This window comes from Flavobacterium sp. (assembly GCF_017985075.1).
GTDB lineage: Bacteria > Bacteroidota > Bacteroidia > Flavobacteriales > Flavobacteriaceae > Flavobacterium.
The window spans coordinates 16,148-28,153 of the sequence record NZ_JAGNYF010000026.1 but is presented as its reverse complement, the minus strand read 5'-3'; the positions used below and the strand labels follow the sequence as shown (position 1 = coordinate 28,153).

Below are 12,006 nucleotides of genomic sequence, written 5' to 3'. Positions count from 1 at the left end.
AATGAATTATCAACAAGTGTTACATTTAATTTAATTTTCTTTGCCTTATTAGTAATTTTTGCACTTTCATTTTTAGGCGCATTCGAAATAGTTTTACCAAGTTCTTGGGCTACAAAAATTGATTCAAAAGCTGATAAAGGCGGTATAGTTGGTATCTTTTTTATGGCATTAGCCTTAGCAGTAGTTTCTTTTTCTTGTACAGGTCCAATTGTTGGTACATTACTTGTAGAATCGGCATCAAAAGGTGGTTTAGCACCAATTATTGGAATGTTAGGTTTCTCTATCGCTATTGCTTTACCATTTATGTTATTTGCTATGTTCCCAGGTTGGTTAAATTCAATGCCAAAATCGGGTAGTTGGTTAAATACGGTTAAAGTTTCTTTAGGATTTTTAGAATTGGCTTTTGCCTTTAAGTTTTTATCTAATGCCGATTTGGTATTACAAAAACATTGGTTAGAAAGAGAATTGTTTATTGCGATATGGATTGCTGTATTTGCTGCTTGGGCGTTATATTTATTTGGAAAATATATGTTACCTCACGATTATGAAAAAGCGGATAAAATAGGAGTAGGGCGTTTGATGATGGCAATTATCGTTTCCACTTTTACTTTCTATATGATTCCAGGATTATGGGGCGCTCCATTAAAAATATTGAGCGGATTAACACCTCCAATGACTTATGCAGAAAGTGCATCAGTATTTGGAAATGGGAATTCGAGTACAGCTGAATTACCAGAACACGCGCACAATGGACCACACGGAATTATTGCTTTTGAAGACTACGAATACGGATTGGCTTACGCGAAAAAAGTAGGCAAACCAGTATTGTTAGATTTTACAGGTGATGCCTGTGCGAATTGCAGAAAAATGGAAGATAATGTTTGGTCTGACAAAAACATTTTATCTATCCTAAAAAATGATGTGGTTTTAGTTTCTTTATATTGTGATAGAAAAATTGATTTACCTAAAGAAAAACAATACGTTTCTAAAACAACGGGTAAGAAAGTAATTACTATTGGAAACAAATGGACAGACTTACAAATTTCAAGATATAAAAGTAATTCGCAACCTTTATATGTTATTATTGATAATGAAGGTAATGATTTAGAAGGTGTAACTCCAATGGCATTTAATACCAATATTGAAGAATATAAAAAATGGTTAGAAAATGGGATTGCCTTGGCTAATAAAAAGTAGAAATGGTTAGGTACTTTTTTATATTTCTTTGTTTTGTTACTTTTTTATTTTTTTTCGATTCTTGTAACATTACAAATAATGATGAAAATAATTCTAAAGAACTCGACATAAAATTAGAGAAATTAGTTTTAAGTGAAGAAAATATAAATATAGAGTATTTTACAAAACTTAAATTGAAAAATGAAATATTAGAATATAAAATGACATATTTAGGAATTATAGATAATTTAAATTACGGAAAATTACGTTTTATTTTTTCAACAGTTTATAGTGGTAATTATGAAGATTCCAAAAGAGCCAATTCTATAATTACAATATACAACGAAAATAAAAGATTAGGATATTATTATGTTGGTGGAGGGTTTAATAAAACTCCAATAATATTAAATAATGAATTAATCTTTAAATATGATGATGAAAATTGTGATAGAATTACTAAACTAAATTTTAGTAATAAAATTCCAAAACAAATATTTATTGAATGTAAAAAAAAGGAAGATGAGATATTTGGAGATCTTTATTCTTTTGACGAAAATGTGAATAAAAATTAAATATTTTTATCTTCTTCACTTAATGTAAAAATATCTTCAACTTGTGTTTCGAAAAATTGGGCTAACTTTAATGCTAACAGCGTAGAAGGAACATATTTCCCTTTTTCCATAGCATTTATAGTTTGTCTACTTACCTGAATTTTCTTTGCTAATTCTTCTTGAGAAATATTTTTTATTGCTCGGAGAACTTTAATGTTATTCGTCATGATTTGAAGTATTTAATTTATAAATCATGTAATGAAATCGTATAATAAAAAATAAAAGTAAAGTAAACATATTATAAAATAAAACATTCAAATAAGGTAAGCCAAATATAAATAATGTAAAGAATAATATAATTGCATAATTTAGATAAGTTGCCCATACTAAACTTTCATATCTTATTTTAGAAATCATTTCGTCTTCTTCTTTTAGCTTTGAAAATCCAACTAAAATGCCACCTACAATTATACCGATAGTAAGAATTTCATCTACAATACTGTTTTTTATAAATTTAAAAAATCCAGGAATTTCTCCTATACTATCTTGATATATAGAAAAAACAGAAATGTTTAAATATTCATCGGTTGATATATTTAAAGCGGAGATAATAAGTGTCACTATAACACTTGGAATAAATAATAACCAACCAAAATTTTTAAATTGATTAGGAAATAAAAAACGTGTTTTCATAAATTAAAGTTTAAAATTATTTTTCAAATGTAAAGTTTATTTTACATATTGACAAGTAAAATTTACAAAAAGTATATTTTGTTTTACTTTTTTATTTTTTAGAAATTTTTAATTGTTTGTAATTAAAATATTTTTCTACATTTGTATTTATATAAGCCAATTTTTAAAAGTACACGCCATGTTAGTAAAAGTCTTTGGAAGCGCCGTTTTCGGTGTAGATGCCACCACCATTACTGTAGAAGTAAATATCGATAAAGGAATAGGATACCATTTAGTAGGTTTACCAGATTCCGCAATTAAAGAAAGCAGTTATCGTATTGCTGCCGCTCTAAAAAACAACAATTACAACCTTCCCGGAAAAAAAATCACCATAAATATGGCGCCTGCCGATTTAAGGAAAGAAGGTTCTGCCTATGATTTAACCTTAGCTATTGGTATTTTAGCTGCTTCTGGTCAAATAAACGCCGAAGAAGTAGGAAAGTATATTATTATGGGCGAAATGTCTTTAGATGGTGGTTTGCAACCAATTCGCGGAGCATTATCCATAGCCATTAAAGCTAAAGAAGAGGGTTTTATAGGAATTATCCTTCCCAATCAAAATGTAAAAGAAGCCGCAATTGTTGAAGGTTTAGAGGTGTATGGCGTAGATAATGTATTGCAAGTCATAAATTTTTTTGAAGGTAAAGAAACTTTAATTCCGACCATAATTGATACGAAAGAAGAATTTTCTAAAAACCTTGAATTTCCAGAATTCGATTTTGCTGACGTCAAAGGTCAGGAGTCAATAAAAAGATGTATGGAAATTGCAGCAGCAGGCGGTCATAATATTATTTTAATTGGACCTCCAGGCGCTGGTAAAACGATGTTAGCCAAACGTTTACCAAGCATTTTACCACCTATGAGTATGCAAGAAGCGTTGGAAACAACTAAAATTCACTCGGTTACAGGTAGAATAAAAGATGCAGGATTATTAACACAACGTCCTTTTCGAGCACCACATCACACGGCAAGTTCTGTCAGTTTGGTAGGAGGAGGTAGTTATCCGCAACCAGGAGAAATTTCTTTAGCGCATAATGGCGTTTTATTTTTAGATGAATTACCTGAGTTTAAACGTGAAGTTTTAGAAGTTATGCGTCAACCTTTAGAAGATAGAGAAGTAACAATCGCTCGAGCTAAATTTACGATTACTTATCCTTCATCATTTATGTTAGTAGCCAGTATGAATCCGAGTCCCAGTGGTTTTTTTAACGATTCGAAAAATTCAAATGGTGCTTCACAAATGGAAATGCAACGGTATTTAAGTAAAATTTCAGGACCTCTTTTGGATAGAATTGACATTCATATTGAAGTAACACCTGTGCCATTTGAAAAATTATCGGAAACTCGCAAGGCAGAAAGTAGTGTTGAAATTAGAAAACGGGTTACAGAGGCAAGAAATATTCAAACACAACGTTTCGAAAACTACAATCACATTCATTATAATGCACAAATGAGTAGTAAATTAATTCGTGAATATTGTGCTTTAGATGATGTTTCTCTACAATTATTAAAAACGGCTATGGAACGATTGAACTTGTCGGCACGTGCTTATGATAGAATTTTAAAGGTTTCCCGAACCATTGCCGATTTAGAAAATTCAGCAGCTGTTGTTTCGCATCATATAGCCGAAGCTATTCAATACAGAAGTTTAGATCGAGAAGGCTGGTTGGGATAATGGAATTATAACAATTAAAAAAGTTAATAACTCAAGCTCCGCAAAGTCTCCGACTTTGAGGTAGTGTCTTTCAGTCTTTGACTGACCTAAAAGAAAATATATGAAAGATAAAGAAGGTTACATAATTCGAGACCAATCTAAAGCTCATTTTATTACCGCAACAGTTGTGGATTGGGTTGATGTTTTTTCAAGAAAAGCATATAGAGATTGCATCATAGAAAGTTTGGATTTTTGCATCAAAAATAAGGGAATGATTTTATATGGATATGTAATTATGTCTAATCATATTCATTTAATTATACAATCCGATAAAAATAAATTATCCGATTTAATTCGGGATTTCAAGAAGTTTACCGCAAAGACTATTTTGCATAAAATAGAAACAGAACCAGAAAGTAGAGCCGATTGGATGCTGAAACGTTTTGAATTTGCTTGTAAAAGTCATAGTCGAAATGAAAAATATCAGTTTTGGCAATATGGAAATCATCCCGAAGAAATTTTTTCAGAAAAGTTTTTTTGGTCTAAATTGGATTATATTCATTTAAATCCTGTTCGAGCCGGAATTGTTGTCAAGGCTTCTCATTATGTACATTCAAGTGCTTCTAATTATATTAAAGATAATGGAATTATAACAATTACAAAAGTTGATAATCCAGTAATAGATGTTTTAAAACCACAATCAATTAGTAATATTTATAATTGGTAAGGAAGGTCGGAGACCTTTAAACACAACCTCAAAGTCGGAGACTTTGCGGAGCGTAAGTTAGAGAAGGTTGGTTGGGTTAGCCGTGTTTTTTCCAATATCTTTTACCATAACTGCAAAAAATTTCTTCATTAGATTTGATGTTTTTTGTAGCAATTAAACAAACGTTGTTGACTTCGTCTAAAGAGATTTTTGAATTATTTTTATACTTAGATTTTGTAAAACCATTGGAATCATTTGCGTATTTAGCAAAACAATCTACAGTATTTGAGTCTAAAATTGTGCCATCAAGTAAATTAATAAAATACTTGTCTTCATTTAGTTTTACAATAGATTCTGCTTCGTTGTTTGTTATTATTTTACCTTTAAAAATGGAAATTATTTCTTCCTTATAAATTTCTATTGCTGTAAATAATCCATTTCCAGAATTTTCAATTTGAGATTTATGAATGTATAAATAATCTTCTTCCTTTGCATCAATGGTATTGTCCATATTATTTTTAATAAAACTAAAATTTTAAAATTCGCATTACTCTATTTTTTCTAATATGATTTTTTATGATGGACGTTGTATCTCTATTATTTTGCATCGGAATAATGATGTTTTTTAATATCTCAACATTCGTAATTTGATAGTTTAAATCGAAAAAACAATACCCTTTATAAACACCATTTTCAATTAAAACGGCACTTCGTTCTTCAATTCCTCGACCTTTGTCGACAACAACCATATTGTTGTTGTCAAATTGTAAATAGTGAATACAATCTTCAGCACGAGTGTTATATGTTTCAGGACTTTCAAGCTGTATGCAAGCGCCATTACATTCTTTTATTTTGTATTGAAAACAAGCGGATTTTGTTTCGTAAAGTCCGTTAATTTTCTGACATAATTGATTTTCAGATGTTAATTTAAAAAGAAAGTTTTTCCCTTCTTGTAGACTCACAAATGAGGTGATTTCTTTTTTTCTGCCATCTGCCTTTTCAATAGTTATTGCCAAATAACCTTCCTTATTTATATGCGAATACATAGCAAAATTAAATATACTTTTGCGTTGTGCTCTATTATATATTGGTTTATTGATTTTAATTTCTTCCGATTCTTTCAATAACGCAATTAATTCGCTTCCTGTTTCCTCGCAAGTAACTGTGTATACATCGCGTTGAATTTTTTTACTTTTAGAATTTACGCCTGTAAAATGTTGATTTACTCTTTTTTTAATGTTTTTACTTTTTCCAATGTAAATTAAATCGCCGTTTTCATTATGAATATAGTATATTCCAGTTTTTGAAGGTAATTTTTCTAATATATCAAGTAATTTAGGTGATAATCCTGCTTTTATTTCGGTTTTTATATAACTTTTTACAATTTCTTTAGTCAAATCTTTTGCTAAAAGCATCTTGAATAATTTAACTGTAGCCATTGCATCACCACTTGCTCTATGCCTGTCTGCCATTGGAATTCCTAATGAACGTACTAATTTTCCTAAACTATATGAAGGCAAATCGGGAATGATTTTTTTTGCTAATTCTACAGTGCAAAGTGTTGGTTTTTTAAAATCAAAACCCAAACGTCTAAATTCCATTTGTAAAATTCGGTAATCGAAACTGGCGTTATGCGCTACAACAATAGAACCTTCAGTAATTTCAATAATTCGTTTTGCCACTTCGTAAAACTTTGGCGCACTTCGAAGCATAGCACTGTTTATACCCGTTAATTTTACCACAAAAGGCTGAATTGGTTTTTCAGGATTCACCAAACTAATAAACTGGTCTACCACTTCGTGACCATCAAATTTATAAATGGCAATTTCCGTAATACCTTCTTCATTGTATTGTCCGCCCGTGGTTTCTATGTCGATAATAGTATAAATATGTTTTCTTTTTATAATTTAGTAATTCGTTTTCAATAAATGGTACATTGAAAATTGCCTTATTGATAATTTCTATTGCCAAAGATACTACTTCCAATTCGAACCATTGTACTACCGCACGAAATGGCTAGTTGATAATCGCCAGACATACCCATTGATAAGATGTTGGGTTTTAGGTTATGGGTAAATGGAATTTTACTTAATTTATCAAATATCGATTTTAAATGGTTGAATTCTTTTTCAATTTGGTTTTGATTTTCAGTGAAGGTTGCCATTCCCATTAAACCTACGATTCTGATGTTTTCAAATTCGCTTTTGTCTTTCTGAACTTGCTTCAGCACCTGATTTAGTTCTTCTTCATCTAATCCAAATTTGGTTTCTTCTTCGGCAATATGAATTTGTAATAAACAATCAATGACTCTATTGTGTTTTTTGGCTTGTTTATTAATTTCTTGCAACAATTTTAGACTATCTACACCGTGAATCAAACTTACGTATTCTGCCATAAATTTGACTTTATTGGTTTGTACGTGGCCAATCATATGCCATTCGATATCTTTTGGCATTTGTTCCCATTTATCAGTCATTTCTTGGATTTTGTTTTCTCCAAAAATACGCTGACCCGCATTGTAGGCTTCCATTAAATCAGCTACAGGTTTGGTTTTTGAAACCGCAACCAAAGTCACGTGTGGTGGAAGTTGGGATTTTATTTTATTGAGGTTTTGAGCTATAAACATGAATCTTGTAAATTTAATTGAATATGAATTTTGCCATTTCCTTTTTTAGGAATATAAAACTCTATGCTTTCTTCATATATTTTTAATTCGGTATCAAAATTTGGTCCTTTAATAGTATTATCAAATTGAACATACATTTCTCCCATATCACTTTGAAATAAGTTACCTAAAAAAGTATCATAACAGTTATTTGAGGCGCAATTAAATCCAATGATATTATCTTCAAGATTAATTGATACGATATTGTAATCAGTTTTTATTTTTTCTTCATTTAAGAAAAGAATAAATGTACTTTTATTTTTGTATAAAACATCTTTATATATTTTGCCATCTATTGAAACTGAATATGCACTTACTTCATTCAAAATTATAGCATTTCCCATAGCATATTTTAAAACTATTGGTTTGCATAAATAGAAAATAAATAATGTTGTAATACTTAATAGAAGTGATATTAATATTTTTTTCATAGTTAAATAATATTAGTTGCTTTCAGCATGACAAGATTGTGGTTAAACTTCGTAAATCCAAAATCGTAATTCGTAAATAAATTTATAATTCATAAACAACCAAACCACTTCTAAACTTTGGTTCAATGTAGGTTGATTTAGGAGGCATAATTAAATTATTGTCGGCAATTGTTTTAATTTCAGACATATTGGTAGGGTAGAGCATAAAACCCACTTCGTATTCGCCTTCATCTATTAAATCTTTAATTACAGAAACGCTTTGTTTTCCTGGAATGTAATCAATGCGTTCGTCGTTACGCAAATCTTCAATTCCTAATAAGGGATGTAAAACCGTATCGTATAAAATTTGTGCATCTAAATTTTCTAAAACAGAAGTCGCTTTTTGAGATTGTTTATAAAACAACGCATAAAAACTGCCATCTAAATACATTCCAAATTCAAATTTATTTTGTGGTTTCCACAATTCTTGATCTTTTGGTTTGATGATAAAATTATCCGATAATTTAGTGATGAACTCATCTTTTGATAAACCATTTAAATCGCGAATAATTCTATTAAATTCATAAATTTTCACATTGCTTTCTGCAATTAAAAAACTCATAAAATAATTTAAATTCTTGTTATTTAGCGATTTGTTTTGTTCGTATAACAATTCAGCAGAGGCCGAGCGGTGATGTCCATCGGCAATATATAAATTCGGAATGTTTTCAAAATGCTCTTGCAACCAATCTATTTCTGATTGTGTTTCAATCTTCCACAACGTGTGTTTTTCCTTATTTGGAGTGGCAAAAGCATAAATGGGTTCGCTCTTTTTTCGTAAAGCAATAAACGTATTAATTTCAACAGAATCGGGATAGGTAATCAAAACAGGTTCGGTATTAAAACCCGTTTGATGCAAATAATCTTTAAATAATTCTACGCGATATTGTAAGGTGTCTTCGTGTTTTTTAATCTGATTTTTCTGATATTCTTCCACAGAAGTTCCTGCGATAATTCCAGTAAATGTTTGACTTTTGGTTTGTATTTCGTACAAATAAAAAACAGGTTGTTCTTCGGAAATTAAAATAGTTTCGTTTTTAAAATCCTGATATTTATGCAAAACACCTTTAAAACGCTTGTCTAAAGTAATCTTTTGAGTATTCGCATACGCGGGATGAATCACGTGCAAAAACGAATACGGATTGAAACTTAGCCAAGCCGCAAGCTCAGCAGAACTATATTCTTCATAGGTTCTGCAAGTTACCAATGCGACTTTATCTGCCGATGGACGAACTGCTTTAAAAGGGATTATTTTTGCCATTTTTAAGTGATTAGTAATTAGTGATTAGTAACTAGCTATTCACTAATTACTAATCACTTTTCACTTTATTTAGAAAATTGTTTAGAAACTTTCTCAGCTTTTTTACTTTCCGTATAATCATAGAATCCTTCACCAGATTTAACACCTAATTTCCCTGCCATTACCATATTTACTAATAACGGACAAGGTGCATATTTAGGGTTTTTAAATCCGTCATACATTACGTTTAAGATAGATAAACAAACGTCAAGACCAATAAAATCAGCTAATTGTAATGGTCCCATTGGATGTGCCATTCCTAATTTCATCACTGTATCTATTTCAGATACGCCCGCCACACCGTTATATAACGTTTCAATAGATTCGTTAATCATTGGCATTAAAATTCTGTTGGCTACGAAACCTGGATAATCATTTACCTCGGTTGGTGTTTTACCTAATTTTACCGATAAATCCATAATAATTTTAGTCACTTCAACAGAAGTAGAGTAACCACGAATGATTTCAACTAATTTCATAATCGGCACTGGATTCATAAAATGCATTCCAATAACTCGCTCTGGATGAACTACTTGCGCTGCAATTTGAGTAATTGAAATTGAAGACGTATTCGATGCTAAAATTACATTATGGTCGCAAATATCACTTAACTGCTTAAAGATATTCATTTTTAGCGTTACATTTTCTGTTGCAGCTTCCACAACTAAATCGCAACCCACAACGCCATCTTTAATATCCGTATAAGTGATAATATTTGAAATGGTTTTGTGTTTGTCTTCTTCTGTGATACTTCCTTTAGTAACCATTCTGTCTAAGTTAGCGGCAATAGTTGCCATTCCTTTTTCTAATGATTTTTCAGAAATATCAATTAATTTAACGGTAAATCCTGCTTGTGCAAATGTATGAGCAATTCCGTTGCCCATTGTTCCTGATCCTATTACGGCTATTTGTTTCATTGTGTAATTATATATTTTTTGTTAATTTAACTAATTTACTTTCCAATTGAATCAATAATCTGATACGCAACACGCAATGCTTCTGTTCCATCTTCTAAAGTTACAATAGGCGTAGTGTTATTATTTATTGCATCTCCAAATGATTCCAATTCGTCTAAAATAGCGTTATTTGGATTTACATTAGGGTTATCGAAATAAATTTGTTTTTTCACACCTTCTGCATTTTGTAAAATCATATCAAAATCGCCCGGAATTTCTGGTGCGTCTTGCATTCGAACCACTTCGCAAATTTTATCTAAATAATCTACAGAAATGTAAGCATCTTTTTGGAAGAAACGTGATTTACGCATATTTTTCATAGAAATTCTACTCGCTGTTATGTTCGCCACACAACCATTTTCAAATTCTAAACGCGCATTTGTAATGTCTGGAGAATCAGAAATTACGGCAACGCTACTGGCATTTACTGTTTTTACTTTAGATTTCACTACACTTAATATTGCATCAATATCGTGAATCATTAAATCTAAAACCACAGGAACATCTGTCCCACGCGGATTAAATTCTGCCAAGCGATGCGTTTCAATAAACATCGGTTTGTCAATCATATCTTTAACAGCAGTAAAAGCTGGATTAAAACGTTCAACGTGTCCGACTTGACCTTTAACGTTATATTTATTTGCCATAGCCACAATTTCTTCTGCTTCAGAAACTGTTGTAGCGATTGGTTTTTCTATAAAAATATGTTTTCCAGCTTCGATAACCATTTTGGCACATTCGAAATGTTGAATCGTTGGAGTAACAATATCTACTACATCAACTGCGGCAATTAAACTTTCTATAGAATCAAATTTTTTATAACCGAATTCTGCAGCAACTTTATTTGCGTTTTCCTCAAAAGGATCAAAAAAGCCTACTAATTCGTATTTTTCTGACTGATTTAATAATCGTAAATGTATTTTTCCTAAGTGACCAGCACCTAAAACTCCGACTTTTAACATAAAAATAAATTTCATCAAAAATAGTAATAAAATAAGAAATACCAATTAAGAAATATCAATATTAAAAATTTCAAATTCAAATATTGTAACGATAACATTAGATTAAAATTTTTTATAATAAATTGGAATTTAATTTTTGTTTTTGATAAAATTCCATCTAATTTTACATCACTAATTTACACCATAAATTGAAAGATACTAACAAACATCAAGGGCTTAGAAATCAACTCGTAAAACAGTTAGAAGAAAAAGGAATTACAGATAAAAATGTTTTGGCAGCTATCAGCAAAATACCGCGTCATTTATTTTTGAATTCTAGTTTTGAGGATTTTGCTTATCAAGATAAAGCGTTTCCTATTGGAGCTGGTCAAACGATTTCTCAACCTTATACAGTAGCATTTCAGAGTGAATTACTACAAATAGAAAAAGATCATAAAATTTTAGAAATCGGTACAGGTAGTGGCTATCAAACAGCTGTTTTAGTAACTTTAGGCGCAAAAGTTTATTCGATTGAAAGACAAAATGAATTATTTAAAAAAACATCAAGATTATTACCAACTTTAGGTTTTAGACCAAAATTATTTGTTTTTGGCGATGGTTATATTGGTTTAGAAAAAGAAGCTCCTTTTGATAGTATTATTGTAACAGCAGGTGCACCATCAATTCCTCAGGCATTAATGTCGCAATTAAAAATAGGTGGTAGGTTAGTGATTCCTGTTGGAAAAACAGAACAAATAATGACTTTATTGATAAGGAAAAACGAAACACAATTTGAAAAAACCGAATATGGAGATTTTAAATTTGTACCCTTATTAGAAAATAAAAATTAAAACC

Annotated in this window: 14 protein-coding genes; 5 read left to right on the top strand and 9 right to left on the bottom strand. The window is 30.5% G+C overall.

Annotated features, from left to right (window positions below):
* Both KA468_RS06770 and KA468_RS06765 read left to right on the top strand, forming a co-directional pair.
* Nucleotides 1-1,197 (top strand): thioredoxin family protein (locus KA468_RS06770; RefSeq protein WP_291242177.1); only part of this gene is annotated, 1,197 nt, incomplete at its 5' end.
* Nucleotides 1,198-1,397: 200 nt separating this feature from the next.
* Nucleotides 1,398-1,748: a hypothetical protein gene (locus tag KA468_RS06765; RefSeq protein ID WP_291242176.1), complete on the top strand. Its 351-nt coding sequence runs from the start codon at nucleotides 1,398-1,400 to the stop codon at nucleotides 1,746-1,748.
* Here KA468_RS06765 and KA468_RS06760 read toward each other — a convergent pair.
* Nucleotides 1,745-1,954: a helix-turn-helix transcriptional regulator gene (locus KA468_RS06760; protein ID WP_291242175.1), complete on the bottom strand. Its 210-nt coding sequence runs from the start codon at nucleotides 1,952-1,954 to the stop codon at nucleotides 1,745-1,747. The two genes, KA468_RS06765 and KA468_RS06760, sit on opposite strands and share 4 nt — an antisense overlap.
* Nucleotides 1,944-2,420, bottom strand: a complete 477-nt coding sequence (locus KA468_RS06755) for a hypothetical protein (protein ID WP_291242174.1) — start codon at nucleotides 2,418-2,420, stop codon at nucleotides 1,944-1,946. The genes KA468_RS06760 and KA468_RS06755 overlap by 11 nt, the downstream gene beginning before the upstream one ends.
* A 178-nt stretch (nucleotides 2,421-2,598) precedes the next feature.
* On the opposite strand from KA468_RS06755, the gene KA468_RS06750 reads away from it, so the two are divergent.
* Both KA468_RS06750 and KA468_RS06745 read left to right on the top strand, forming a co-directional pair.
* Nucleotides 2,599-4,134, top strand: coding sequence for a YifB family Mg chelatase-like AAA ATPase (locus tag KA468_RS06750; RefSeq protein WP_291242173.1), 1,536 nt, complete (start codon nucleotides 2,599-2,601; stop codon nucleotides 4,132-4,134).
* Nucleotides 4,135-4,234: 100 nt separating this feature from the next.
* On the top strand, nucleotides 4,235-4,840 hold the full coding sequence (locus tag KA468_RS06745) for a transposase (RefSeq protein WP_291242172.1): 606 nt from the start codon (nucleotides 4,235-4,237) through the stop codon (nucleotides 4,838-4,840).
* 76 nt (nucleotides 4,841-4,916) lie between these two features.
* Here KA468_RS06745 and KA468_RS06740 read toward each other — a convergent pair whose 3' ends face one another.
* The 7 genes from KA468_RS06740 to KA468_RS06710 form a co-directional block, all read right to left on the bottom strand.
* Nucleotides 4,917-5,330: an SET domain-containing protein-lysine N-methyltransferase gene (locus tag KA468_RS06740; RefSeq protein WP_291242171.1), complete on the bottom strand. Its 414-nt coding sequence runs from the start codon at nucleotides 5,328-5,330 to the stop codon at nucleotides 4,917-4,919.
* Between the two features lie 16 nt (nucleotides 5,331-5,346).
* On the bottom strand, nucleotides 5,347-6,708 hold the full coding sequence (locus tag KA468_RS06735; protein WP_291242180.1) for an exonuclease domain-containing protein: 1,362 nt from the start codon (nucleotides 6,706-6,708) through the stop codon (nucleotides 5,347-5,349).
* 59 nt (nucleotides 6,709-6,767) lie between these two features.
* Nucleotides 6,768-7,445 (bottom strand): YggS family pyridoxal phosphate-dependent enzyme, encoded by a 678-nt coding sequence (locus KA468_RS06730; protein ID WP_291242170.1) that lies wholly within the window; start codon nucleotides 7,443-7,445, stop codon nucleotides 6,768-6,770.
* On the bottom strand, nucleotides 7,436-7,915 hold the full coding sequence (locus KA468_RS06725) for a hypothetical protein (RefSeq protein ID WP_291242169.1): 480 nt from the start codon (nucleotides 7,913-7,915) through the stop codon (nucleotides 7,436-7,438). Before KA468_RS06725 ends, KA468_RS06730 begins: the two co-directional genes overlap by 10 nt.
* A gap of 82 nt (nucleotides 7,916-7,997) precedes the next feature.
* A complete protein-coding gene (locus KA468_RS06720) occupies nucleotides 7,998-9,215 on the bottom strand; it encodes a DUF1015 domain-containing protein (protein WP_291242168.1) in 1,218 nt (405 codons plus the stop codon).
* A 65-nt stretch (nucleotides 9,216-9,280) separates the two neighbouring features.
* A complete protein-coding gene (locus tag KA468_RS06715) occupies nucleotides 9,281-10,171 on the bottom strand; it encodes a 3-hydroxyacyl-CoA dehydrogenase NAD-binding domain-containing protein (RefSeq protein ID WP_291242167.1) in 891 nt (296 codons plus the stop codon).
* 35 nt (nucleotides 10,172-10,206) lie between these two features.
* A complete protein-coding gene (locus tag KA468_RS06710; RefSeq protein WP_291242166.1) occupies nucleotides 10,207-11,172 on the bottom strand; it encodes a Gfo/Idh/MocA family oxidoreductase in 966 nt (321 codons plus the stop codon).
* 188 nt (nucleotides 11,173-11,360) lie between these two features.
* Between KA468_RS06710 and KA468_RS06705 the strand changes: the two genes are divergently transcribed.
* On the top strand, nucleotides 11,361-12,002 hold the full coding sequence (locus KA468_RS06705) for a protein-L-isoaspartate(D-aspartate) O-methyltransferase (RefSeq protein WP_291242165.1): 642 nt from the start codon (nucleotides 11,361-11,363) through the stop codon (nucleotides 12,000-12,002).
* Nucleotides 12,003-12,006: the final 4 nt, after the last annotated feature.